The sequence below is a fragment of the Vibrio sinensis genome (assembly GCF_003605645.1).
GTDB lineage: Bacteria > Pseudomonadota > Gammaproteobacteria > Enterobacterales > Vibrionaceae > Vibrio > Vibrio sinensis.
Genome location: NZ_QVMU01000017.1, coordinates 57,798 through 81,938, shown reverse-complemented (window position 1 = coordinate 81,938; position 24,141 = coordinate 57,798). Strand labels below are relative to the sequence as shown.

23 protein-coding genes are annotated in these 24,141 nt (G+C 42.3%); 13 read left to right on the top strand and 10 right to left on the bottom strand.

What is annotated here, in order from left to right:
* Nucleotides 1-88 precede the first annotated feature (88 nt).
* Together fghA and DZ860_RS16090 are read right to left on the bottom strand one after the other, a co-directional pair.
* The gene (gene fghA, locus DZ860_RS16095; RefSeq protein ID WP_120033310.1) at nt 89-928 is read right to left on the bottom strand and encodes an S-formylglutathione hydrolase; all 840 of its coding nucleotides are present in this window, start codon (nt 926-928) and stop codon (nt 89-91) included.
* A gap of 90 nt (nt 929-1,018) precedes the next feature.
* Nucleotides 1,019-2,167 (bottom strand): S-(hydroxymethyl)glutathione dehydrogenase/class III alcohol dehydrogenase, encoded by a 1,149-nt coding sequence (locus tag DZ860_RS16090; RefSeq protein WP_120033307.1) that lies wholly within the window; start codon nt 2,165-2,167, stop codon nt 1,019-1,021.
* A 400-nt stretch (nt 2,168-2,567) separates the two neighbouring features.
* Between DZ860_RS16090 and DZ860_RS16085 the strand changes: the two genes are divergently transcribed.
* Nucleotides 2,568-3,440 (top strand): LysR family transcriptional regulator, encoded by an 873-nt coding sequence (locus DZ860_RS16085; RefSeq protein WP_120033304.1) that lies wholly within the window; start codon nt 2,568-2,570, stop codon nt 3,438-3,440.
* A gap of 46 nt (nt 3,441-3,486) precedes the next feature.
* Here the strand turns inward: DZ860_RS16085 and DZ860_RS16080 are convergent, their stop codons facing one another.
* Nucleotides 3,487-4,248 (bottom strand): siderophore-interacting protein, encoded by a 762-nt coding sequence (locus tag DZ860_RS16080; protein ID WP_120033301.1) that lies wholly within the window; start codon nt 4,246-4,248, stop codon nt 3,487-3,489.
* Between the two features lie 182 nt (nt 4,249-4,430).
* On the bottom strand, nt 4,431-5,015 hold the full coding sequence (locus DZ860_RS16075) for a LysE family translocator (protein ID WP_120033298.1): 585 nt from the start codon (nt 5,013-5,015) through the stop codon (nt 4,431-4,433).
* A 255-nt stretch (nt 5,016-5,270) separates the two neighbouring features.
* Between DZ860_RS16075 and DZ860_RS16070 the strand changes: the two genes are divergently transcribed.
* The 6 genes from DZ860_RS16070 (at nt 5,271) to rplT (ending at nt 11,223) form a co-directional block, all read left to right on the top strand.
* Nucleotides 5,271-5,711: an Lrp/AsnC family transcriptional regulator gene (locus DZ860_RS16070; protein ID WP_120033296.1), complete on the top strand. Its 441-nt coding sequence runs from the start codon at nt 5,271-5,273 to the stop codon at nt 5,709-5,711.
* A gap of 368 nt (nt 5,712-6,079) precedes the next feature.
* Complete coding sequence (locus DZ860_RS16065) at nt 6,080-7,705, top strand: methyl-accepting chemotaxis protein (RefSeq protein ID WP_120033293.1); 1,626 nt, start codon at nt 6,080-6,082, stop codon at nt 7,703-7,705.
* Nucleotides 7,706-8,027: 322 nt separating this feature from the next.
* On the top strand, nt 8,028-9,956 hold the full coding sequence (gene thrS / locus DZ860_RS16060; RefSeq protein ID WP_120033290.1) for a threonine--tRNA ligase: 1,929 nt from the start codon (nt 8,028-8,030) through the stop codon (nt 9,954-9,956).
* Between the two features lie 3 nt (nt 9,957-9,959).
* Nucleotides 9,960-10,511 carry a translation initiation factor IF-3 gene (gene infC / locus DZ860_RS16055; protein WP_120033287.1) on the top strand — a complete coding sequence of 184 codons (552 nt, stop codon included), beginning with the start codon at nt 9,960-9,962 and terminating at the stop codon, nt 10,509-10,511.
* Nucleotides 10,512-10,633: 122 nt separating this feature from the next.
* Complete coding sequence (gene rpmI / locus DZ860_RS16050) at nt 10,634-10,828, top strand: 50S ribosomal protein L35 (protein ID WP_120033284.1); 195 nt, start codon at nt 10,634-10,636, stop codon at nt 10,826-10,828.
* A gap of 41 nt (nt 10,829-10,869) precedes the next feature.
* Entirely contained in the window at nt 10,870-11,223 is a 354-nt protein-coding gene (gene rplT / locus DZ860_RS16045) for a 50S ribosomal protein L20 (RefSeq protein ID WP_004401084.1), read from the top strand.
* 724 nt (nt 11,224-11,947) lie between these two features.
* Here rplT and DZ860_RS16040 read toward each other — a convergent pair.
* Entirely contained in the window at nt 11,948-13,213 is a 1,266-nt protein-coding gene (locus tag DZ860_RS16040; RefSeq protein ID WP_120033281.1) for a DEAD/DEAH box helicase, read from the bottom strand.
* A 198-nt stretch (nt 13,214-13,411) separates the two neighbouring features.
* On the opposite strand from DZ860_RS16040, the gene DZ860_RS16035 reads away from it, so the two are divergent.
* Nucleotides 13,412-13,600, top strand: coding sequence for a DUF2986 domain-containing protein (locus DZ860_RS16035; RefSeq protein WP_120033278.1), 189 nt, complete (start codon nt 13,412-13,414; stop codon nt 13,598-13,600).
* Between the two features lie 216 nt (nt 13,601-13,816).
* Here the strand turns inward: DZ860_RS16035 and DZ860_RS16030 are convergent, their stop codons facing one another.
* Nucleotides 13,817-14,713, bottom strand: a complete 897-nt coding sequence (locus DZ860_RS16030; RefSeq protein ID WP_120033275.1) for a DMT family transporter — start codon at nt 14,711-14,713, stop codon at nt 13,817-13,819.
* Nucleotides 14,714-14,888: 175 nt separating this feature from the next.
* Here DZ860_RS16030 and DZ860_RS16025 point away from each other — a divergent pair, with 175 nt between their 5' ends.
* Nucleotides 14,889-15,356, top strand: coding sequence for a GNAT family N-acetyltransferase (locus tag DZ860_RS16025; RefSeq protein WP_120033272.1), 468 nt, complete (start codon nt 14,889-14,891; stop codon nt 15,354-15,356).
* A 146-nt stretch (nt 15,357-15,502) separates the two neighbouring features.
* Nucleotides 15,503-15,883, top strand: a complete 381-nt coding sequence (locus tag DZ860_RS16020; protein ID WP_120033269.1) for a SpoIIAA family protein — start codon at nt 15,503-15,505, stop codon at nt 15,881-15,883.
* On the opposite strand, the gene DZ860_RS16015 is transcribed toward DZ860_RS16020, so the two are convergent.
* The gene (locus DZ860_RS16015) at nt 15,880-16,365 is read right to left on the bottom strand and encodes a hypothetical protein (RefSeq protein WP_133305450.1); all 486 of its coding nucleotides are present in this window, start codon (nt 16,363-16,365) and stop codon (nt 15,880-15,882) included. The genes DZ860_RS16020 and DZ860_RS16015 overlap by 4 nt on opposite strands.
* Before the next feature lie 505 nt (nt 16,366-16,870).
* Here DZ860_RS16015 and azu point away from each other — a divergent pair.
* Entirely contained in the window at nt 16,871-17,323 is a 453-nt protein-coding gene (gene azu, locus DZ860_RS16010; RefSeq protein WP_120033263.1) for an azurin, read from the top strand.
* Nucleotides 17,324-17,504: 181 nt separating this feature from the next.
* On the opposite strand, the gene pyrC is transcribed toward azu, so the two are convergent.
* Nucleotides 17,505-18,533, bottom strand: a complete 1,029-nt coding sequence (pyrC, locus tag DZ860_RS16005; protein ID WP_120033260.1) for a dihydroorotase — start codon at nt 18,531-18,533, stop codon at nt 17,505-17,507.
* 250 nt (nt 18,534-18,783) lie between these two features.
* Between pyrC and DZ860_RS16000 the strand changes: the two genes are divergently transcribed.
* Nucleotides 18,784-20,601: a hybrid-cluster NAD(P)-dependent oxidoreductase gene (locus DZ860_RS16000; protein ID WP_120033339.1), complete on the top strand. Its 1,818-nt coding sequence runs from the start codon at nt 18,784-18,786 to the stop codon at nt 20,599-20,601.
* 140 nt (nt 20,602-20,741) lie between these two features.
* Here the strand turns inward: DZ860_RS16000 and DZ860_RS15995 are convergent, their stop codons facing one another.
* On the bottom strand, nt 20,742-21,641 hold the full coding sequence (locus tag DZ860_RS15995; protein ID WP_120033256.1) for a DMT family transporter: 900 nt from the start codon (nt 21,639-21,641) through the stop codon (nt 20,742-20,744).
* A 165-nt stretch (nt 21,642-21,806) separates the two neighbouring features.
* On the opposite strand from DZ860_RS15995, the gene DZ860_RS15990 reads away from it, so the two are divergent.
* Nucleotides 21,807-22,529 (top strand): AraC family transcriptional regulator, encoded by a 723-nt coding sequence (locus tag DZ860_RS15990; protein WP_439333152.1) that lies wholly within the window; start codon nt 21,807-21,809, stop codon nt 22,527-22,529.
* Nucleotides 22,530-22,877: 348 nt separating this feature from the next.
* On the opposite strand, the gene DZ860_RS15985 is transcribed toward DZ860_RS15990, so the two are convergent.
* Nucleotides 22,878-23,840: a transposase gene (locus tag DZ860_RS15985; RefSeq protein ID WP_207890646.1), complete on the bottom strand. Its 963-nt coding sequence runs from the start codon at nt 23,838-23,840 to the stop codon at nt 22,878-22,880.
* Nucleotides 23,841-24,141: the final 301 nt, after the last annotated feature.

The window sequence follows — 24,141 nt, the reverse complement described above, 5'->3', positions numbered from 1 at the left end:
AAGTGTATCCATCATCGAGCAGAAAACGCTATTGTACCTGCTAGATGATGGGAGACGTCAATACTAAGATGCTTTAGCCATTTTATAGTTAAGCAAATAGATGTTTTGCGTGGAAGTGTAGGTGGTCACCAATAAAGCTAGAAATAAAATAGTAGCTATGGTCATAACCTGGTTGCATGCGTACTTCTACATCTGATTTGAACAGGTTTGCAGCAGCAATTAGCTCTTGTGGTTTTAATTGCTCTACAAGGAAGTTATCGGCATCACCTTGGTCAACTAAAATCGGTAACCCAGCTTTTGCTTTCTTCAGTAGTTCAGTTGTATCGTACTCTTTCCAAGCTTCAAAATTATTACCTAAATAGGCACTGAATGCTTTTTGTCCCCAAGGGCATTGCATTGGGTTCGTAATCGGGCTGAACGCTGAGATCGAACGGTATTGTTGGCTGTTTTTCAAACCAATAGTTAGTGCACCGTGTCCACCCATGCTGTGTCCGGAAATAGACTTCACTTTCGATACAGGGAAGTTTTCTTCAATCAGAGCTGGTAGCTCTTTTACTACGTAATCATACATTTGGTAGTGATCTGACCAAGGAGCTTGGGTGGCATTTAAATAAAATCCAGCACCTTTACCTAAATCGTAGCCATCATCGTCAGCGACATCGTCACCACGAGGGCTAGTATCTGGTGCTACAATGGCGATACCAAGTTCGGCAGCTACGCGAAATGCTCCCGCTTTTTGCATGAAGTTTTCATCTGTGCAAGTTAAACCAGAAAGCCAGTACAACACAGGTACAGGGTTAGATTTAGTTGCGTTAGGTGGCAAAAAGATCGCAAAGCGCATGTTGCAGTTTAATGTGTCTGATGTATGTGTGTATTGTTTGTGCCAACCACCGAATACTTTGGCTTGGCTTACGTTTTCAATGGTCATTGATAGATCTCTAGTTATCAGTGTTAATGCCCTCCCTCAATTGATGAGGGAGGAGCCGATTGAATATTTGCTAATGTTTTATTTTTAAGCTTATTTATCCATGTGTAGAACAGTACGGATAGACTCGCCTTTGTGCATTAGTTCAAATGCTTCGTTAACGTCTTGTAAGCCCATTGTGTGAGTGATGAACTCTTGTAGACCAAACTCACCCGCCATGTAACGGTTAACAATTTCTGGAAGTTCAGAGCGGCCTTTAACACCACCGAAAGCAGAACCACGCCATACACGACCAGTTACAAGTTGGAATGGACGAGTTGAGATCTCTTGACCTGCGCCGGCAACACCAATGATGACAGATTCGCCCCAACCTTTATGACAGCATTCTAGTGCTTGACGCATTACGTTTACGTTACCGATACACTCAAATGAGTATTCAACGCCGCCGTCAGTCATTTCAACAATCACATCTTGAATTGGCTTGTCGAATTTCATTGGGTTAATGCAGTCAGTCGCGCCAAGCTGTTTAGCAAGTTCGAATTTGCTTTCATTGATATCAACACCGATGATGCGGTTAGCACCAGCCATACGAGCACCAATGATTGCAGAAAGACCGATACCACCAAGGCCGAATACAGCAACATTGTCACCTTTTTCAACTTTTGCCGTATTTAGAACCGCACCCATACCAGTTGTTACGCCACAACCTAGTAGACAAACTTCTTCTAGAGGCGCGTCTTTACTTACTTTCGCTAATGAGATTTCAGGTAGTACTGTGTACTCAGAGAAAGTTGAACAACCCATGTAATGGAAAATAGTTTCGCCGTTGATAGAAAAGCGGCTAGTTCCGTCTGGCATTAGACCTTTACCTTGGGTTTCACGAACCGCTTGGCATAGGTTAGTTTTACCAGACTTACAGAATTTACATTCGCCACATTCAGCTGTGTAAAGAGGGATAACGTGGTCGCCGACTTCAACGCTGGTCACGCCTTCGCCGATCATTTCAACGATGCCGCCACCTTCATGACCTAAGATTGATGGGAAGATACCCTCTGGATCATCACCTGATAGAGTGAATGCGTCAGTGTGACAAACACCAGTTGCAACGATGCGAACTAAAACTTCGCCTGCTTTTGGAAGTTGTACATCAACTTCTTCCATTTTTAGTGGTTCACCGGCTGCCCAAGCAACCATCGCTTTAGATTTGATATGAGTTTGACCTGGTTTGATTTCAAGTGCCATTGGTGTTTCCTTAGTTATTACTTACGGACAGTAAAGTAAGTGTTAGATTTCTATATAAATTAATTCGTATGTACCCGTCATACTTGAAGATACAGCAGTGTTGGTTACGTTCTTCGCCTTAATTTCATAGTAAACCTATGCTTAAGGGACTTTCTTGCCACCGAGTTGTATCTTCAAATTTTGGGTCTAGAAGCTATTCAAGCATCTAGTAAGTAAAAGTATGTATAACGACCGATTCGTTGTAAGCGTAGCTGAGTATTTTCTCGCTCGCTGTGTCGTTTTGTTGGAGCCTATTCTAGAGGTTTTTTGATATTTGATAATCCAGCTATATTGAAAATGATTTTTACAAATACGTAATAATGATAGAATGGGACTTTAGGTTCTATAGAGTTTTAAGTTGATGGCAAATTGGGAAGGTGTAAGTGAATTTGTTGCGGTAGCTGAGACAAACAGTTTTACCGATGCGGCCAAAAAATTACATACCTCAGTAGCACAAGTGAGCCGTAAAGTGGCGGCGTTAGAAGAACGTCTTGCGGTAAAGCTACTTCACCGTACGACTCGTAAAGTGACGTTAACAGAGGCAGGTTTGCTCTATCACAGCCAATGTAAACACCTAGTCGAGGGCTTAGCATTGGCGGAGTTGGCTGTGACACAAATGCAAAGCACGCCCAAGGGGTTATTAAAAGTAACGGCTCCAGTGACGTACGGTGAAACTCACTTAGCGCCCTTGCTGCATCAGTTTTTAGAGTGCTACCCACAAGTTGATCTAGAGCTGAATTTAACCAATCAAACCTTGGATCTGATTGAAATGGGCGTAGATGTGGCAATCCGCTTAGGTCGATTAAGAGATTCGACATTAATTGCGAAGCGGCTTTCTAGTCGTCAACTTTACGTATGTGCGAGCCCTAAATATCTTGAGCGCTTTGGCGAACCTTATACATTATCAGAATTGGCAAACCATCAATGTTTAGTGGGTTCGATTGAATATTGGCGTTTTAAAGATAATAAACGTGAGAAGTCGCTACGAGTTTCGGGACGAATTCAATGTAACTCAGGCTTTGCATTACTCGATGCGGCAAAGAGAGATCTAGGACTAGTGCAACTTCCTGATTACTATGTGCAACAAGCTTTGGATGAGGGGGAATTGGTTGAGGTTCTAAGTGACTATCGAGATGAGCGAGAAGGGATTTGGGCGCTCTACCCACAAAACCGGAATCTATCTCCTAAGGTTCGTTTGTTGATCGATTTTCTAGCGGAAAAATTGGCTGAATAAAAATAAGAACATCCAACCTCGAACTCTGGTTGGATGTTTATGTATATTATTCGTTTTCTTCAGCATCTTGGTGTTTGATGATCTTATGACCATCTTCAGACACACCTTGTTTCCAGTAACTACTAATGTAGATATTTTCGCGTTCAACTTGCTTGTCGTTACGGAAATACTGACGTAACGCACGCATTGAATCGAACTCACAAGCACACCAGACCGCAGCATTACCCTCTAACCAAATTTGTTGGCGAGTAGCTTGTGCAAGATCGCCAGTGATCCATTGGATATTAATTCCAGCAGGAGCCTCGATTTCTTGGATATCAGCTTCACTTTCTACTTTGATGATGGCATAACCTTGTGCATCTTTCGGTAACTGACGAATCTTGACAGAAAGTGCGGGTAGAGCCGTCATATCAGCGGTTAAGAAAAACCAATCGGCTTCAAGATTTAAATCAGAAATATTCCCAGGACCTGCTACACCAATATTATCACCAACTTGGGCATTCATTGCCCAGCGAGCTGCGAAGCCACATTGTAGATCTTCAGTAATATGACGAACAAAATCGACTTCGATCGCTTGTTCATTTTTCATGAAACGACGAATGGTATAGGTACGCATTGCTGGTCGGCTTTCACCCAGTTCAGCCAAGTCTGTCCCACCAGCTTGATTAAAGAGCAACTTAATATAGCCCCCCTCACATTCATCAGGGAATTGCTTAAGTGCCTCGCCATGAAAGACAATACGTTGCATGTTTGGTGTAATGGTTTCTGTTGATCGAACAGAAATAGAGTTAAAAGACTTCTTTTGCATGAATCCACTCGATAATTATTCTTCTTCTCATTTAGAGTATCAGTATCCTCATCAAGCGGATAGTATCTTTAATCAAATTTACATTTCTTACACCAGCGGTGAATATGCCACCGGAACGGTATTCTTTACGAACTTTCTTCTAGATGACTTTCCACCTAGTGCTTAGCCCGAGTTTCGATTAATTAAAGCATAGGCACTGTCGAGCCAATAAGCAGAAATGCCATGCTCCAATTAAAAGCTCGAATTCGACTTGGGCTGGTTAAAATATGTTGTAATTGTTTGCCAGCGATGGTCCACGCCGTCCCGGACGGAATGTTAGTGAGGACAAATATGATCGCGATGATCCCAAGGCCTAGCGCAGAATTATTGACGTTGTAAACGCTGACAGCTGTTAGCGCCATCGACCAACCTTTAGGATTGACCCATTGAAAGCTTGCTGCATTGAGAAAAGTCAGCGGTTGATAGAGGTTGTTGGTTTGCGGTGGCTGGCTGGTGGCTATTTTATACGCAAGGTAAAACAGATAGCTGATACTGACGAATTTTAATACCTGATGCACAATCGGGTACTGAGTAAATAGCTCCATAAGCCCAAGGCCGACCAAAATGATCATGACTGGAAAGCCAATAGTAATACCTAAAATATGGGGAATACTGCGTTTAAATCCGACGTTGGCTCCTGATGCCATCAGCATCAAGTTATTCGGTCCAGGTGTAAAGGTTGAGACAAAAGCAAATAAGGCTAATGCACCGATTTGTTCCCATTCCATAAATTATCCTCTGACTATCATATTGTGACGAAACTGCCTGAAATGTTCTCTCATTTAAGGCTCCTATTTTAAGGTACCTATCTGTGCATTATTGATTGATGCGCTGGTTAAGTGTCTGTCCTTGTAGAGCAGTCCTTGTAGAGCAGGCGTAGGAGTTTAACTGTTAACCGTTCAAAAAATAGTTTAAGTAGTCAGGCTCGAAATTATGTGCTTTTATTGACCAATTGAACCTTAATTGCACAATGAAATTAGATAATGGATAGATTTGACGAAAGGATATTGCAAGAACTGAAAATTGATGGCCGAGTATCGAATGTTGAACTTGCTGAACGTATTGGTTTATCACCCTCTGCAACACTCCGCCGAGTACAGGAATTAGAAAAGAGCGACGTTATTCTTGGTTATCGAGCTCGACTTAATACAACACAGTTGGGTATAGGCTTTATTGCCTATGTGTCGATTGGGTTGGCGAGCCATCGCAAACAATCGCAATTGGAATTTGAAGAACATGTGCGTTTTGTTAAAGAGGTCGTTGAGTGCCACAATATTACTGGAGCTAATGAGTATTTGTTACGGGTAGAAACGAAAGACTTGCCCAGTTACAAGAAGTTTCATGCTGATGTCTTGGGAGAGTGTGTGCACGTGAACTCTATCTCTACTATGGTCGTGATGGACTCACAGAAAGACGAGCGATAGTTCTCTAACGATAAAGGATTATCGGATTCTATAAGAAGAGTAAGTTGCTAAGGGGTTAGGTATTGGTCGTTCGTTAGCCGAGCGATTCAGTGAGAAGAAAACGACGAGGCTGAACTTATGAGGTGTCTAAGTTTTTGATATTAAGAGCAAATAGGCTTTCTTGTCTCAAGTTTAGGTTAACTAATCTCAATGGTTTTTGAATTGTTATTCAGTGAATAAATAGATCTGTTAAATGAAGTGTGTAAATATTTTTTGTGATACACCTATCATTATGGAATAAAAGTGTTTTTTACTTTAGAATCGCGGCCCTTTTGATTGTGTCGCCATAACCATCGACATGACTTCTTCTCGCTTTGAGGTCTATAACCATGTTTTCTTTTAGCCGTTTGTCCATTCGCAAACAAGTGTTGCTTCCTGCACTATTTACATCACTTTCTCTTTTTGTCGCACTCTGGGTTACAAAAGATAAGTTAGATGAAGAGCAAGCAAATATTACGGCGAATATTGAGTCTTTGATTTTCTATAAAGACAGTCTGGCAGAAATTGGTGATCAGATTTACCCACTGCGTATTAGTGCGGTTTATGCGATTTATGATGCCGATCGCCGTAGTCAGTTTATGTCAAATCTGAAGCAGAGTTCAGTCGAGTTAAAGCAAACTATGAATACGATGGAGCGAAGAGGGGATTTTCGTTCAGATATTGAAGATGTAAAGAAATCGGTGGAAAACTACTTATTGTTGTCGAGTCAGGTGATCGAATTGCTGAACCGTTACGATGATGGATTGGTATCGGAATCAACGTATGAAAACACGATTTCTCGTTACCGAAAAAGTGGTGAAGTGATGGTGTTAGCTACAAGCCGCTTGTCGCAAAAAGTCAATGATATGGTCACGGGTGTTGTCCTTGCGAGTGAACAAAAGAGTGAGAGCCTTAACCAAGTTGCGACTATTGTTGTATTGTTGGTGTTAGCGCTCTCTCTTGTGGTTGCGTGGGTATTGTCAGGCTTGATCGTTCAGCCGGTTCAGAAACTTCAAACGGTAATGCGCCATATCGCAGCGGGCAATCTAACCGTTAGAGCTGAAATCAAAGGGACAAATGAAATCAGCCAACTAAGCCAAGATGTTAATGGAACGGTGGTGCAATTGCAGTCGACTATTGAAGAGTTGATTCGCATTAGTGAAGATGTGGCTTCTGCATCAACAGAATTAGCCGCGGTAATGAGTCAATCGGAGCACAATGCACAGCAAGAACTTGCTGAGATTGAGCAAGTGGCTTCAGCGGTGAATGAATTATCAAGCACAGCAGACAATGTGAGTGATAATGCTCAACTGGCTGACACAACCGCAAGTGACACTGATCAATTGGCACAAACGGCACTGGCGACATTCACTGAAAGTGCTCAAGCCAGTGAGCAGATGAATGGTGCGTTGAGTCATGCGGCAGACGTGGTACTTCATTTAAAAACGCAATCAGAACAAATCAATGCAGTGGTTGAAGTCATACGTAATGTTTCTGACCAAACCAATTTACTTGCGTTGAATGCGGCAATAGAAGCTGCTCGTGCTGGTCAATCAGGTCGAGGTTTTGCAGTTGTTGCTGATGAAGTACGACAACTCGCAGCACGTACTCAAGAGTCGACAGGGGAAATTCAAAGCATCATTGAAGAACTTCAAAAGCAGTCGACGTTAGCCAATGACAGTATGCAGATCAGTTTAGAATTACTGCAAAAAAATAATCTACTCACATCACAAGCAAATGATGCTTTAGTTGGCATCACAGAGTCAGTCGCTCACCTTACGGATACCAATACCCAAGTTGCAACCGCAGCAGAGCAGCAATCTCAGGTGACTCAAGATATTAATCGTAATGTGGTGAATATGTCTGAGCTGGTCAATCAAAATGTGGTTGGTATCAGTCAAAGTGCGATTGCGAGTGATGAGTTATCAAAACTTGCGGAGCGCCAAAAAGAAAAGTTGGCATTTTTTGTACTATAAAAAATAACAATATCACTCAGATTAATATCTAATCTTGATAAAAAAGATGTGATTTTCATCACTCATGTCGATAAATATCATCAGCCTCCCCTAAAAAGGAGGCTTTTTTTATGAAAATAGAGCTATTTTTGTGACTTGCATTGTTATTTTGCCCTTTTCGGTTACAATGCTGCCTTGTTCCAGATTGTGCATCCGTATTTGCGCAAAAAGGACATCACATTACTGAATTTGCTTGTCTTCGACTTGTTCGTGCATTGTTCAATCGAAGGTGATCTTCAATGCAAGTGTTGCTTGGTGTGCAACACCACTGTAAGGAAATAAAATGCCAATTATTACTCTTCCTGACGGCAGTCAGCGTCAATTTGACAACCCAGTTTCAACGCTAGATGTAGCGTTATCGATCGGTCCTGGTCTTGCGAAAGCGACCATTGCAGGCCGCGTTAACGGCAATCGTGTTGATGCTTGTGATCTGATTGAAGAAGATGCAAGCCTAGAAATTATTACAGCAAAAGATGAGATCGACGGTCTTGAAATCGTTCGTCACTCTTGTGCTCACCTACTAGGCCATGCACTGAAACAGCTATACCCTGAAGCAAAAATGGCGATTGGTCCAACCATCGACAGCGGCTTCTACTATGATATCGACCTTGAGGAATCTCTAACGCAAGACGATCTAGAAAAGATCGAAAAGCGTATGAAAGAGCTTGCTAAGACCAAATATCAAGTTATCAAGAAAAAGGTAAGCTGGCAGGAAGCTCGTGATGCATTTGAATCACGTGGCGAAACTTACAAGATGGAAATCTTGGATGAGAACGTCTCTCGTGACGACCGTCCTGGCCTATACCATCACGAAGAATATATTGACATGTGTCGTGGTCCGCACGTGCCAAACATGAGCTTCTGTCAGCACTTTACACTGCTGAACATTGCGGGTGCATACTGGCGTGGTAACAGTGACAACAAGATGCTTCAACGCATCTATGGTACTGCTTTCCATGACAAGAAGGCGCTTAAAGAGCACCTAACTCGCTTAGAAGAAGCTGCAAAGCGTGACCACCGTAAACTGGGTAAACAGCTAGACTTGTTCCACATGCAACAAGAAGCACCTGGCATGGTGTTCTGGCACCACAACGGTTGGTCTATCTTCCGTGATCTAGAAGTATTCGTTCGTTCTAAACTAACAGAATACGGCTACCAAGAAGTGAAAGGTCCATTAATTATGGATCGCGTTCTTTGGGAGCGTTCAGGTCACTGGGATAAATACGCAGATGCAATGTTCACTACTTCTTCTGAGAACCGTGAATATGCACTTAAACCAATGAACTGTCCTGGTCACATTCAGATCTTTAACCAAGGCCTGAAATCGTACCGCGACTTACCATTACGTATGGCTGAGTTTGGCTCATGTCACCGTAATGAACCATCAGGCGCACTACACGGTATCATGCGTGTACGTGGCTTTACTCAAGATGATGCACACATCTTCTGTACAGAAAGCCAAATTCAAGAAGAAGTCACTTCTTGTATTAAGATGGTATATGATACATACCAAACATTTGGTTTCGACAACATCGTTGTGAAACTATCTACGCGTCCTGAAAAACGTGTAGGTTCAGATGAGATCTGGGATCAATCTGAAGAAGCACTTAAACAATCTCTTGAAGCGATGGACATTCCATACGAAATTCAAGAAGGTGAAGGCGCATTCTATGGTCCTAAGATTGAATTTACTTTGTACGACTGCCTAGATCGTGCATGGCAATGTGGTACGGTTCAACTAGACTTCAACCTACCAGGTCGCCTTGGCGCAACATACGTTGGTGAAAACAACGAACGTCTCGTTCCTGTTATGATTCACCGTGCGATTTTGGGTTCACTTGAGCGTTTTATTGGTATTCTTATTGAAGACTATGCTGGTTTCTTCCCTACGTGGTTAGCACCAGAACAGGCTGTAGTAATGAATATCACAGACAAACAGTCTGATTACGCACAGGAAGTTGCACAAAAACTACAAAAATGTGGAATTAGAGCTAAAGCAGACTTGAGAAATGAGAAAATTGGCTTTAAAATCCGCGAACACACTTTAAAGCGTGTACCGTATATGCTTGTTTGTGGCGACCAAGAAATGGAAGCTGGCGAAATTGCAGTACGTACTCGTAAAGGTAAGGATCTCGGCAAATACAAAGTGGATGACTTTATTACATACATCCAAGACGAGATCGCTAGCCGTAAGCTCAATCTGGAGGAATAAGCTATTAAAGGCGGAAGACGCGGCCAACAGCCGGTAAAACAAAACCCGCACCGTTTAAACGGTGAAATTCGTGGCGTTCGTGAAGTTCGTTTAACTGGCGCTGACGGTGAATCAGTTGGTGTTGTATCAATTCAGGAAGCTGTAGCTGCTGCTGAAGAAGCAGGTATGGATCTTGTTGAGATCAGTCCAAATGCGGAGCCACCAGTCTGTCGAGTGATGGACTACGGCAAATTCCTCTTTGAAAAGAGCAAATCTGCGAAAGAGCAGAAGAAGAAGCAAAAGCAGGTCCAGATTAAGGAAATTAAATTCCGTCCTGGGACTGACATTGGAGACTATCAGGTAAAACTACGCAACCTGACTAGTTTCATTGAAGACGGCAACAAAGTGAAAGTAACTATTCGCTTCCGTGGCCGCGAGATGGCACACCAAGACATCGGTGTTGATGTTCTTCGTCGCTTAAAAGAAGATACTATAGAATTTGCTGTAGTTGAATCTTTCCCAAGCCGTATCGAAGGTCGTCAGATGATCATGGTGCTAGCCCCTAAGAAGAAGTAATTAACGGCTTGCAAGTAATCTAACTCTGCCGTCTTTCTTTTGAATAAAAAGAATAGATGGTGGGGTTTTATTCGCCCTAATTACTATTGTTTAAACAACTCAACAATGCGGAGTTATTCATCATGCCTAAGATGAAAACCAACAAAGGTGCTGCTAAGCGTTTCAAGAAAACTGCTGGTGGTATTAAGTTCAAGCACGCTACAAAACGTCACATCCTGACTAAGCGTACTACTAAGAACAAGCGTCAACTACGTCCTAACGCAATCCTTCCTAAATGTGAAGTGGCTGCTGTTATCCGTATGATGCCATACGCTTAATTCTTTTTAGTTTATTTATCGTTTAGTTTAGGAGAAGCATAATGCCTCGCGTAAAACGTGGTGTACAAGCTCGTGCACGTCATAAGAAAGTTCTAAAACAAGCTAAAGGTTACTACGGAGCACGTTCACGTGTTTACCGCGTAGCTTTCCAAGCAGTTACCAAAGCTGGTCAATACGCTTACCGTGACCGTCGCAACAAGAAACGTCAATTCCGTCAACTTTGGATTGCACGTATCAACGCGGCATCTCGTCAAAATGGTCTATCTTACAGCCGTTTCATCAACGGTCTTAAGAAAGCATCTATCGAGATCGACCGTAAGATCCTTGCTGACATCGCAGTATTCGACAAAGCAGCATTTGCTGTTCTAGTTGAAAAAGCGAAAGCTGCTCTTTAATTAGTAGCTTCAGGTTTAAGAAAAGGAGAGCTCAGGCTCTCCTTTTTTATGCCTAAAATTTGTGGTTTTAATCCTGCTTTGCGTCAGGCTACCTTTCTACCTTTCTACCTTTCTACCTTTCTACTTTTATTCTGTTCCGTTATCCAAACCTACCGTAAACATGAACGTATTACTCATGAGCGAGCTTTTAGAGCAATATCTAGTTATGAATGTCATCTTGTAGCACAAATCCAAGAACGAGCCCCTAGCCCTGCTGTGGCGTTTATATCGCTGAATATGATTAATCATTGTGACTAGGCCGACGACAATCGTTCCAGGGACAGACATCGCTACAAGTCAATCGTTCTAGGGACAGACACCGCTACAAGTAGACCGATACATCCCTATAAAGGGGACCTCTATACTATAACGGGGACAGACGCTATAAGGCCGTAGTTATCAGATTTTATAGGGACAGACAGCGTTACGAGGGGGCAGTTGAGTTGTTAGACTGATATATCCCAAGTATTTGGTTATAGGGAAAGAACCTGGATGGTGTAGAGTTTGTCTATTTTGCGGTGCATCTCTTTTTTTTTGGGGGGGGGGGATCGTCACGCTAGATTAGTTGAGACGCAGTTTGATGTTGCTAAAGAAGATAAAGAGCGCGCTTTGTACTTTGTGACCACTACAATTCGCAGTGGGATTACGAAACTAGGCGCACTCTCGTTATAAAACTAAAGACGGATTATTGTCGTTTTGGTTTGAATTGCTTAATGCTGCTCTTCTTTGACGTTCGTCTGTTTGCTTGTTTGTCTCGTGGGGCGCGTTTACTTTCTCCAGTTGACGGTTTATCTGTCACTGGAAACTCTTCTAGTAACTCAAGAGGCAGAGTACGCTCTGTGAGCTTTCTAATTGCATCTAGGTATTCATTTTCACCGTGACAAACGAAAGATATGGCTAAACCGGTTTCACCTGCTCGAGCGGTACGACCGACGCGATGAACGTAAACAGCAGGGTTGGTGGGTAAATCCATATTGATCACAATCGGCAGTTTCTCTATATGAATGCCGCGCGCGAGAAGGTCCGTCGCGACTAAGACTTGAGTTTGTTTTTGTTTAAAACTCAGTAGGGTTTCTTCTCGCTCGACTTGGCTCTTATTACCATGCAGCGCCGCGGCTGAAATTCCGGCTTTGGCGAGCTTTTTACACAGTGCGTCAGCATTGTCTTTTGCACCAATAAAAATAAGGACTTGCTCCCATTGGTGTTGTTTAATCTGCGCGATAAGAGCATTGGTCTTACTTCCTTTATTCACCAAATAAAGGATTTCCTCAATATCTTCAACCACACTGTTAGTAGCGTGAGTTTGAATCAATACCGGATTCGAAAGAATCAGTTCAATAGTGGATTTTAGCTCTGGGACTAATGTCGCAGAGAACATCAGCGTTTGACGAGAGGTTGGTAGATACGTCAGGATTTTTTCGATATCAGACCAAAACCCCATATCGACTAAACGATCCGCTTCATCGAGAACGAGCGTTTTAAGAGAGCTCGCATCAATATGCTCGTTGATCAGCAGATCCAGCAGTCGGCCCGGAGTTGCTACGATGATCTCAGGGTTTAGTAATAGCTGCTGTATTTGTTGTTCTTTATCAACACCACCACAAATGGTGAGCGAGTTTATACCAATTGCTGCTGTGACTGAAGAGAGAGCGTCATTGACTTGCATGGCAAGTTCACGTGTCGGAACCAAAACCAATGCCTGAAGCATAGAGCGACGATTATTTTCCTGATCAAGACTGTCGTTCGCTAGCTTAAGAGTATGCTGTGCCTGTTCAAGTATAGGAAGCCCATAAGCCCAAGTTTTTCCACTGCCAGTTTGCGCGATAGCGAGAACATCTTTTCCGTTAAGGGCAACTGGTATCACGGAGGCTTGTACTGGTGTTGTCGATTTAAACTGGAGCGAGATTTCTCTGGTAAGCGTAGAGCTAAGGTTTAGTTCAGTGAACAGCATATTTATATATCAGTAAGTCATGGAGCCCATAGGATATCAAGCTATGGTCTTAAGTACATAAATTAGATGATACATAGGCAGAGATTACCTCAATTTGAGGGGGTGTTGAGTAACGATTTATCGTTAATGTACGCTTGACTGTTGAGCTTTTGGGCAAAAGACTTTATTCTTCGCCGCTTGTCATTAAGGTAAGTCACTATGAACCGTAAAAAGAAACTCAACCAAATTTTAAATTCGAGACTTAAAAAGCAAAATGCTAAGCTGCATAAAAGCAATAAGCCTCGTTACATCTCTAAAGCCGACCGCGCAAAACTTGAAGCAGAGCAACAAGCTAACGAGCAAGTTGAAGTGGTTGAAGTGAATGATGAATCAGTGGTTGCTGGCTAATCTTACTGCTGACTTTTCACGAGAAGTACAACGTTTTTCTCGTGAAAAGTTGGTGATTCCGCTTTACCCTCTCCTTTTGGTAAGAGTCAGTAAATACTGATCCTCTCCACAATACTCAATCACTCCGCGATACCTCGTCATTCCGTAATATCTAGTAATTCAGTAGTACCTACCTAGGCACTTAGTAATATTATCTCGTAGTTCATCACTGAGTCACTAGCGTCGCCACGACAAACTTAAGCGCTGACCAAATACGTTGATGAGTGCACCAAGTACAATCAAGCTACCGCCGATGTAGGTCCATATTGACGGCACTTCTGCAAAAAATACGACTCCAAGTATCATCGAAAAAATAATCTGCACATAAGAGTATGCGGAAGCATTACCAGCGGTTTGCGTTTGCATTGCTTTGGTTAATCCGACTTGGCCTATTTGGGTAAATATACCGACAAAAATTAGCATGATAGCGATATCAAATGTCGGCATAACAAAGCTATTTCCGATTAAAAGAATAGACATAGGTAAGGCAACGAGTGGGAAATAAAAAATAATGACTGAACTGTCTTCAGTGTTACTTAGTTTTCGCACAATCACATAAGCAATAGCACTGCCGAACGCGCCTAAAATCGCTATCATCACACTAATAAGAGGTAAATGATTTGCCGTATCATTTCCTAAAGTTGGCTTCACTATGATGAACAATCCGAGCAAGCAGAGAACGATACAGATGAGTGTAGAGAATTGGATTCGTTCTTTCAGAAAAATAACGGCTAACAGAGCCGTAAAAACCGGGTGAATGTATTGCAGGATTGTCGCTTCCGCGAGAGGTAGGGTGGTGACGGCGTAGTAAACGCACATCAACGCACAGGTTCCGACTACACCGCGAGCGAGTAATAAAGGTCGATTATTTCCCCACAAAGAAATCTTTTTCCGTTTTACATCACCATAACTGATCACCAAAGAAACCAGAGCACGAGCCGCAACAATTTCAAACACGGGAATACCATGAAGGCTGACGTATTTAACGCAGGCAGACATCAACGCAAACCCTAAGGCTGATAGCAACATAAAGCGTACACCCACAGGGATATGAGCGTTTATTTGAGTGAGCATAATGGACTTAATTGATCAGTAAGAGCGGAACTCTATCACAGTGATATGATAAAGCGTCAAGTATTGTGTAATGGATTTGGTAGGTAATTCATTAAGAATTATGCTGAATTCGAGATAGGGGGTTATGATTATTTTGTGGTCGCCGCTTTTGATTGGCCGAATAATGGGAGTGAGTATGAAGATCATCGAAGTGACGGAGAAAAATGCGCATGTCTATGTGAACTTATCACAAGCTTATGAAGGTGAGTTTTCCAAAATCATGCAAAAGAAGCCCAACATAGATGGAACATTCTCGCTAGATACGGAATTGGGTGGGCATGTTAAGGGCTATTTATTGTATGTTGATGATATACCTGCTGGGCATACCGCGATAGCAACTGAGAGCCCAAATAATTATGAAGTGTGTGATTTTTATATTGTGCCTTATTTCAGACGCGGACAGTTAGGACAGCAGTTTATCAGTGAACTGTTTCATCGTTTACAGGGAGATTGGGAAATCAAACAAGTTGAGGGAGCGGATCATGCAGTGATGTTTTGGCGCAGAGTGATTAACTCTTATACGGCAGGGCAATTTTCCGAAGATAGATATCATGATGAGAAGTGGGGTATGGTAACGCGCCAACGGTTTAGCCATAGAGCTTAATGAGTGAAACAAAACCGCAACCTTTAACGTTTAAGTGAACCCATGACGTAGGATATTGACTCGCGGTTTTTGATTACGCGATGTTGGGCACATCCAGGTGTGATGGTTTTGCTATTCTCTGAGTGTATATCAATTGGAGGTACATCATGAGTATGACAAAACACGGCTTATCAGTAGGTATTGAACGAGTACAAGATGACTTTTTGGTGGTGATTACCGCCGTTGGGAAACTCACACATGTCGATTACGAATTTATTACCCCAGTTTTAGATTCAGCACTAAAAGAAATAGATGCAGCAGAAGTAAAAGTGCTGGTTGATATCACCGAACTTCGAGGTTGGGAGTTACGAGCCGCTTGGGACGATTTTAAACTTGGTCTTAAACACGGTTCAAATTTTAGTCGCATCGCTATCTATGGTCATAAAGAGTGGCAAGAAGTCGCTGCAAAAGTAGGTGGCTGGTTTATCGCTGGAGAAGTTCGAGCTTTCACTGATTATCAAGAAGCGTGGGACTGGGTTACGGATTAGTCAGGATAACTGTTTTCTAAAGCAGCAATTTCATTAAGATATTGCTGCTTTATGGTGGAGAGTTTTTTCTTCAGTTGCTTGATGTCATTAATGATTTCCTGATTCATACTAACGTAGTGTTCGCTAGAAATCATATTGATCGTTTGTCCTTGTTGTTCACAATGCTGACTGATGGATTTCCAGTTTTTTCGAGTCAGATATATATCAGATAAGCTGTTGTTGATTTTTGAAATTTCTGTTTCTGTTTGTTCTACCGCTTCGCGTGTTGCTTTCATTTGAGTGCGCATGGTGAGATGCATGTCGGTTTTGTCTGGGTGCCAAAAAGTTTGTAGCTCCTGTGACGTAAATTCTTGATGCAATAAAGTACGTTGTTGATGAATACTCAACAGCTGATTAAATCGAACCGCATGGATGTTATAGCGAACATCAACTTTCTTTTGCGCCTTGAGCACGATGTTCCAATCTGTTGGGTTGCACTTCATCGCCCAACTATAAGTTGGGAAAGTGAATGCACTGAATAAAACGCAGTGTAACAAAAATCGAAATAATCTAGATTGTGGTTTCATCATCGGCCGTTATACGTAACTATCTCAATATTATACACCCTATTTATACACCTTATTTATATGCCAAAGTAACCTTGGGATGTTTGTTCAGTGAGAGTTGTCAGATTTGTAGACAAGGATCCGACTTAAACATCCACTCATTCCATTGGAGTATAACTAAGTGGTCTCATAAACGAGGTTGCTTAGAAAATAAGCGCCCAAAGCTAGCAGAGCCTATTGTTGCTGTGACTTCGACTTTTGCTACTAGTTTTGAATTCCCTGCGTGTCAATATCGGTAATCGCTTGTTGTTATCTCTCAAAATTTAACTTTTTCGTTACTTTCGCAGATTTGTAGCTTCTTTGTGGGTTTACTCAGAATCAGCGCTTAGATAATGTACAGCATAGATATTAATAAAAATGATTACTAAGGGAGATAGGGAATATGAAACTACGTCTTTTAATGGCATTTGGCGCGTTATTAGGTGCGACATTTGGGGCACAAGCAAGCGAGAGCTGTGATGTGACTATAGAAGCGAACGATATGATGCAATTTTCCACCAATGAAATTAAAGTGCCAGCAACATGTAAAGAGGTCAGCATTACTTTAAATCATACTGGGAAATTGGCGGCGACGTCTATGGGCCATAATGTGGTGATTACAGATACAGCAAATGTTCAGGGCGTTGCGACGGATGGCATGAGCGCCGGTATTGATAATAATTATGTGAAAGTGGGTGATGAGCGTGTGTATGGCGCATCGAAAATCATCGGCGGTGGTGAAAGCACCACAGTGACGTTTTCTACCGAAGGTTTGACTCCAGGTGGTGATTACTCATTCTTCTGTTCATTCCCTGGTCACTGGGCAATCATGAAAGGTAAGTTCGAATTCGTTTAGTGGCTTCAAATAATGATTAAAGTGCGCCGCAAAGCGTGATGAAATTAAAAAGCCGACTTAATATATAACGTCGGCTTTTTGCTATCTACGGTCTCAGTCTGAATTGTAATGACCAATAAAGTGGATTTCTAGAATCACTAGTTGCTCATCAATAGTAACTAATCAACCGTCAGGTTTGAATTTAGCGCACTGTCCAAGAGATGTTTTCACCACCGCGAATTGGCACAACGACATCATGACCAAAAGGCATATCAGCAGCAACTGCCCACTCTTCTTTCGATAAAGTCACAGTATCACTGTTGCGAGGCAAACCATAGAAATCAGGGCCATTGTGGCTCGCAAATGCTTCTAAGTTTTCTAGTTTACCCGCTTGTTCAAACACTTCAGCGTATAGCTCTAATGCAGCATGAGCTGTGTAAGACCCAGCACAGCCACACGCCGCTTCTTTTTTATCTTTTGCGTGAGGAGCTGAATCTGTTCCGAGGAAGAATTTTTTACTACCACTGGTCGCGGCTTCAATGAGCGCAAGTTGATGAGTATTGCGTTTTAGAATCGGTAAGCAGTAGAAATGTGGCTTAATTCCGCCCACAAGCATGTGGTTACGGTTGTACATTAAGTGGTGAGCCGTGATTGTTGCGCCAACGTTGTCACCTGCATTTTTTACAAACTGAGCTGCTTCAGCCGTTGTGATGTGTTCTAGAACAATTTTTAAGTTCGGGAAATCATTCACGATAGGAGCAAGAACTGTATCTAAGAATGTTTTTTCTCGGTCAAAAATGTCGACATCGTGCGTAGTCACTTCACCGTGGATAAGCAGCAGCATTCCGACTTCTTGCATTGCTTCTAGTACGTGATAGATGTTTTTCGCAGATGTTACACCTGAGTCAGAGTTGGTGGTTGCGCCAGCTGGGTATAGTTTTGCCGCAAATATCTTGCCAGAGGCTTTGGCTTTGCGGATTTCATCAGATGTGGTGTTATCAGTTAGGTAAAGTGCCATTAAAGGCTCAAACTGTGCACTTGGCTGTTCCGCCATAATGCGTTCGCGATAGGCTAGGGCAAGCTCGGTATCGGTAACCGGTGGGACCGTATTTGGCATGATAAGCGCACGTCCATTGTAACGGCTAATATCACGAACGGTATCTTTAAGTACCTCACCATCACGAAGATGCACATGCCAGTCGTCCGGACGAGTGATAGTAAATGTTGTCATTGAAAGCTCCCACCATAAGTTAGTTATTCTGATTGGAGCCTAAAGCAAGGTTTTTATCCAAAAGCAAACGCTTGCGCTTAGGCGACAGGATGATAGAGCAAACGGGGTTATATTTCACCCCCTTTTGTACTCGATTGGTGACTTTTCTAATTCACATCCGGGTAACGAGCGGGATTGTTGGATAAGTGTTCGAAATTTAGTAATGGATCTTTTATCATCACAACATAATTACAATGAGTTAGGGAATGTAATGTCAGCATCAACATTATCAAAAATAAACGTATTTCCAGTGAAATCAGTCGGCGGTATTTCAATGTCTACCGTTTGGGTTGAAAAACAAGGTTTGATGTTCGACCGTCGCTTTATGGTCGCGAAAGCTGATGGCTATATGGTGACAGCAAGAAAACATCCAGAAATGGTCACCATCAAATCTAACCTAACTCCAGATGGACTGATTTTTACGGCCGCAAATAAAACACCTCTGCGTATTCGTTATAGCGATTTCAAATTACAAGAATCGAATGCTACAGTATTCAATGATACTTTTATTGCTTATACCACCACTGATGAGGCGGATGATTGGTTTAGTGATGTATTAGGCCAGCGAGTGGAACTGTTGTTTACCGGCGAGCAGTCGAATCGAATCCGAGAGAAAGTGGGTCACAATGTAAGCTTTGCAGATGGTTATCCTATGTTGATGATCAGCGAAGCTTCGTTGGAAGAGTTAAATCGACGTAGCCCAGAGCATCATGTAATGGATCAATTTCGACCGAACTTAGTGGTTTCTGGTGATGAGCCTTTTATTGAAGATAGCTGGAAGCGAGTTCGAATTGGTGAAGTGGAGTTCGAGTTTGTGAAACCTTGTGAACGTTGTATTTTGACGACGGTTGATGTTGATAAAGGTGAGTTTCGAGAAACGAAAGAGCCATTAAATACCTTATCTCAGTTTCGAGCAAATGAACGTGGCGGCGTATTTTTTGGACAGAATTTAGTCGCAAAAAATGAGGGGATGATTCGTCAAGGTGATGAAGTCGTTGTTTTAGAGTATAAACATAAAGAGCATTACGAAGATCAATCGCCCTCAAAACTCACTATGACTTGTGTAGAGCGAGAAGAAATCGCGCGTGATTTCATTACTTTTTGGTTAGAGCCTCAGCATGGGGATACACCGGTTTATCAACCGGGCCAGCACTTACCGATTAGCGTTGAAATGGGAGAAGAGACGGTTGCTCGTCGGTACACACTTTCTTCCAGTCCCTCTCGACCTGGGCGCTTAGCTATTTCCGTAAAACGTATTGATGGTGGCCGTGTTTCGAATTGGCTGGTGGATAACTTAAATGTAGGCGACGCGCTTGATTGTGACACTCCTGATGGTTCATTTCATTTAGCTGATAAGCACGATCAACCATTGCTGTTACTTTCGGCTGGGAGTGGCATTACACCAATGCTCTCCATGCTAAGGTTTCTTGCTGACAAGGGGCAACTGCATGATACGGTGTTCTATCACCAATGCAGCTGCGTGGAAGATATTCCCTGTCATCAAGAGTTGCAGGAATTGAAAAAGCAACATGCTGGTTTGAAAGTAATAATTTCATTGAGCCAAGCTCCTGCAGATTGGTTTGGTTTAAAGGGGCGTTTAACATTCGCGCATATTAAACAGATTCAACGAGCGGAAGAGCGCCAAGTTTTCGTGTGTGGCCCTGATGGTTTTATGCAGAAAGCCAAAAATTTGCTACTGAAAAAAGGATTACCTGAAGAAAACTATCATCAAGAAGCGTTTGGCGTGAGTGGCTTAATGATCAAACCTCACAAAGCGGTGCAGTTAAGTGTTAATGGTCAGGTTTTTGTTGGAGACAATCAAAGTACTCTGTTAGAACAAGCAGAAAAAGCGGGTGTGGCTATCGCATATAGCTGTCGCGCTGGTCTTTGTGGTGCATGTCATGTCATTGTTGAATCGGGACGTGTACATCAGCCTGATGTGCCAGGATTGTCTGATCAAAATCGCGTGAAAGGAATGGTTCTCGCTTGCTGCTGTATTCCTGAAACGGATTTAGAAGTGGTCTCGTAATTTGGGCTACAGGTAGATCTTCATCAATATTTAAATGAAAAATACGCCGACAGTGGAATATTGTCGGCGTATTTTTTTTGTACTCTTTATTCATGAAAATCGAAAACGCAGTCAGCCAATACTGCTGCGGCTTCAGTTTATTAGATGCTATCAGGATGAGGAATAGGAGTGATAGGCTTACGAGACGTTTTAATTTGCGACAAGATTACCCCAGTAATCACCATCAACCCACCAATCAAGTGGTAACTATGTACTGTTTCGCCTAATAGTGTCGCTGCCAAAGAAACCGCTACGACGGGCAGCAAGTTCATGAACATAGCACTTGAGTCAGCGCCAATGGCATCAATAGAACGAATCCATAACCAAGGGGCAATGACTGATGCGGCAAGCGAAGCATAGCCGATCATAGGGATAGAAGCCTCGGTCGGTAAGAGCTGATCGCTAGTTAACCAAAGAGGGGTTAGCATCAGTAAAGCAAATGAACCTTGCGTATAGACAAGCGTCCAACTTGATAACGGCATTTTCCAGCGTTTTAATAAAACGCAGTAAGTGGCATAAAGCGCAGATGCAATTAGGATCATTATGTCACCTTGGGTGATTTCTTGATGCATAAAGAATGCAATATCACCTTGGCCAAGCATATATGCTAATCCAGTGAGTGATAAAACCCCACCAATGATGCTGAGTTTTGAAATCGATTTGCCGAGTAAAGGGACACTAAGAAATACACTCATTAGTGGCACAAGCGAGCTAATGAGAGACATGTTAGAGGCAGAGGTTGTGAGCGCAGCGTAATAACCAAGTGATTGGTTGAGCGCCATGCCCAATAGAGCCAAGAACGCCAGTTTACCTAAGTATGGTTTAATTGAAGCCCAACGACGGATCACTTTAGGTAGACAAAATGGGGTCAAAATCACAATTGCAATCAACCAGCGATAAAAGCTCATCGCGCTCGGTTCAATGACTTCCGATGCCATTTTATTAATAACAATATTACCGCCCCAAATAAAAACGGTAATTAATGGCAATAGATAGATCATGTGAGCCTCGTCGCAATATTCTCAATGGCGCGTAGTGTGACAGGTCTATATAATTGTAGATATCTCTGGAAAGACATTAGGCGCTATAGGAAGACAAGTTTGAGGAAATCAGCGAAACACCTTCATCCATCCTTATCAATCGATAAAGCGCCATCAGATGTGTTTATGAATTTTGAAGCATTCCTATCGAACACAGAAACTCGAATGCACTGTCATCCATGGGGGCAAGTTCAACTCATCAGTGGCGGAATTTTAGAGATGGAGGCCGAAGGTACGCGTTTTCTTGCTCCTCCTCATCTAGCGATTTGGGTACCACCAGGCGTAATGCACACTAGCTATAATCGTAAACCCTTATCTTACTGTTCATTGAACATTGCACTTGATATGACTCATAGCTTTCCAGACTATACAAGCTTAATTAAGGTGACGCATATTGCTTCAGCTATTGTTGATGATTTTCGTCGCCGAAAGATAAACGTTGCCCAAACTGATCCAGACAAGCGATTGGCGCAAGTAATGCTTGACCAACTGGCCACTCGTGATACTCAACATCACTTTTTACCATCGAGTAATCACAAGTATTTATCTTCTATTTTGACAGCCGTTGAAGAGAATCCGACAGATAACACGAGTCTCGCTCAGTGGGCTGAGCGAGTTCATACTACCGAGCGCACTTTGGCTCGCCATTGTCAGAGTGAATTGGGCATGAGCTTTACTGAGTGGCGCTTAAGAGTTCGTTATCTATACTCCATGGAGCTGCTACGTAAAGGCCACTCAGTGAAAGAAGTCGCGTTCACATTAGGTTATAACCAAGCCAGTCCGTTCATCGCTATGTTCAAAAAATATTCGGGACAGACACCAGAACAATATAAGAACAAGTTGATATAACTAACTGTTGCCTTACAAGGACAAAAAGTATTCAAGCATTCGGGACAGGCACAAGAACTTCCAGAACTGTTTTTCAAGGACAGTCACTGCAAGTGGATGTGAATATTGACTGTTTAATAAGTGTTTAATAAGGACAGACATGATAAAGAGAGATAAGGAGATGGCGTTATGCTTATTTATAAAATGACTTGCTTTGAAAGTATGGATTTTGGGGCATAAGTGCAAACTTGTCTGTATTGCGATAAAGCGGGGAGTGTTGGTTAATAACAACCCGAGGGTAGAGATACAGAAACCGGTGTATCGTTCTTAAAAAGATTTATGTTTAGATGTAAATCGGTGATAAGTCGTTCATCCATCCAAACGAAATAGATGTATCCGTTTTTTATTTAAAGCATTTTTAACTGCTCTTAGATCCTGAATGCAGCCCACAGCAGAACTTCGATGCTTTTCCAATTCAGAGCAAGCTTTCAGCCAATTACTTTGGTTTATATTGAGCCGTTGTAAGATTGGTGGTGACGTGATGTTTAAACAAGCTTTTCCCTCTCGATATTGGCGCGCAGTCCAGTCAACCAATTCAATATAATCCATTAAGCGAAATGGGATACCGTCTCGTTTGTCATTGGTTAGGTTATCGATGAATGGGTGAAGACAAGGCGCAGTTTCTTGCTGATGGTTTAAGGCCTCTAATCTCGCCCGAATAGAAGTGAACACTGATGCTTCAGGTGTTGCAGCTACACCCGCTCTCAATGGATTTAAGTCGACATAAGCCATCGCAGCGATTAAAGCCTGTTCATCCAGCAAAGCTTGGCTTTTAAAACGACTCTCCCAAAAGTGCCCTCGACACTCATCTTCCCGATTGGCTTGGCAAGCGATATCAAAGTTGAGCTCTTTCATATACCAACTTAGGTTCCACAAGCGTGAGCGCCAAGAATCGATTATCGCTATACACGCTTCTTTTTCTGTATCGGAGGCCAATTGTCCGCTTAACCAACGTTCTATTATAACTGGAAGTTTATGGTTTTGTTGCCAGCGCTCAATGATTTCGTGATTGGACAGAGCTAATGCTTTGTCTCTATTGATGTGCACAACCAAATGATAGTGATTACTCATGATTGCGTAAGCGCAGATATCAATGCAGTAGACTTGAGATAGCGCATATATTTTTTGTTCTATCCAGTCACGACGATGCTCGTAATTTTGTTCAGTTAACGGATTAACACCACATAAAAAACTACGTCTAACGCAGCGAGAAACGCAATGGTAATACGGTGTTACATCGACTGAGATTTGCTGTTTTCTGGCTGTCGTCATCTTTGAATTTCGGTTGTTGTGCTTTGTTCATTCAGCATAAATAGACTACAAACAACAGCAAGATTGAAGATTCCAACTTACAACAGAGTTAACAGCAATCCATACTTTGCTTACTTTATAGTGTGTGTCCTTTTAAAAAGTGAAAAAGCGAAAAAGCGAAAAAGCGAAAAAGTGTGTGACGTCTTACAGTAACAGTCTTTTCTAAGTCGTCTGTTCTAAACCAGTTGTAGCGACTGTCCTTGTAAAAAATTGTCGCAAAAGATTAGAAATAAAAAACGCCACAGGATATGTGGCGTTTTGT

Bases quoted from the DNA above. Each gene is read 5' to 3' on its own strand.
- fghA (WP_120033310.1), bottom strand. From the start codon at position 928: ATGACCATTGAAAACGTAAGCCAAGCCAAAGTATTCGGTGGTTGGCAC.
- DZ860_RS16090 (WP_120033307.1), bottom strand. From the start codon at position 2,167: ATGGCACTTGAAATCAAACCAGGTCAAACTCATATCAAATCTAAAGCG.
- DZ860_RS16085 (WP_120033304.1), top strand. From the start codon at position 2,568: ATGGCAAATTGGGAAGGTGTAAGTGAATTTGTTGCGGTAGCTGAGACA.
- DZ860_RS16080 (WP_120033301.1), bottom strand. From the start codon at position 4,248: ATGCAAAAGAAGTCTTTTAACTCTATTTCTGTTCGATCAACAGAAACC.
- DZ860_RS16075 (WP_120033298.1), bottom strand. From the start codon at position 5,015: ATGGAATGGGAACAAATCGGTGCATTAGCCTTATTTGCTTTTGTCTCA.
- DZ860_RS16070 (WP_120033296.1), top strand. From the start codon at position 5,271: ATGGATAGATTTGACGAAAGGATATTGCAAGAACTGAAAATTGATGGC.
- DZ860_RS16065 (WP_120033293.1), top strand. From the start codon at position 6,080: ATGTTTTCTTTTAGCCGTTTGTCCATTCGCAAACAAGTGTTGCTTCCT.
- thrS (WP_120033290.1), top strand. From the start codon at position 8,028: ATGCCAATTATTACTCTTCCTGACGGCAGTCAGCGTCAATTTGACAAC.
- rpmI (WP_120033284.1), top strand. From the start codon at position 10,634: ATGCCTAAGATGAAAACCAACAAAGGTGCTGCTAAGCGTTTCAAGAAA.
- rplT (WP_004401084.1), top strand. From the start codon at position 10,870: ATGCCTCGCGTAAAACGTGGTGTACAAGCTCGTGCACGTCATAAGAAA.
- DZ860_RS16040 (WP_120033281.1), bottom strand. From the start codon at position 13,213: ATGCTGTTCACTGAACTAAACCTTAGCTCTACGCTTACCAGAGAAATC.
- DZ860_RS16035 (WP_120033278.1), top strand. From the start codon at position 13,412: ATGAACCGTAAAAAGAAACTCAACCAAATTTTAAATTCGAGACTTAAA.
- DZ860_RS16030 (WP_120033275.1), bottom strand. From the start codon at position 14,713: ATGCTCACTCAAATAAACGCTCATATCCCTGTGGGTGTACGCTTTATG.
- DZ860_RS16025 (WP_120033272.1), top strand. From the start codon at position 14,889: ATGAAGATCATCGAAGTGACGGAGAAAAATGCGCATGTCTATGTGAAC.
- DZ860_RS16020 (WP_120033269.1), top strand. From the start codon at position 15,503: ATGAGTATGACAAAACACGGCTTATCAGTAGGTATTGAACGAGTACAA.
- DZ860_RS16015 (WP_133305450.1), bottom strand. From the start codon at position 16,365: ATGAAGTGCAACCCAACAGATTGGAACATCGTGCTCAAGGCGCAAAAG.
- azu (WP_120033263.1), top strand. From the start codon at position 16,871: ATGAAACTACGTCTTTTAATGGCATTTGGCGCGTTATTAGGTGCGACA.
- pyrC (WP_120033260.1), bottom strand. From the start codon at position 18,533: ATGACAACATTTACTATCACTCGTCCGGACGACTGGCATGTGCATCTT.
- DZ860_RS16000 (WP_120033339.1), top strand. From the start codon at position 18,784: ATGTCAGCATCAACATTATCAAAAATAAACGTATTTCCAGTGAAATCA.
- DZ860_RS15995 (WP_120033256.1), bottom strand. From the start codon at position 21,641: ATGATCTATCTATTGCCATTAATTACCGTTTTTATTTGGGGCGGTAAT.
- DZ860_RS15990 (WP_439333152.1), top strand. From the start codon at position 21,807: ATGAATTTTGAAGCATTCCTATCGAACACAGAAACTCGAATGCACTGT.
- DZ860_RS15985 (WP_207890646.1), bottom strand. From the start codon at position 23,840: ATGACGACAGCCAGAAAACAGCAAATCTCAGTCGATGTAACACCGTAT.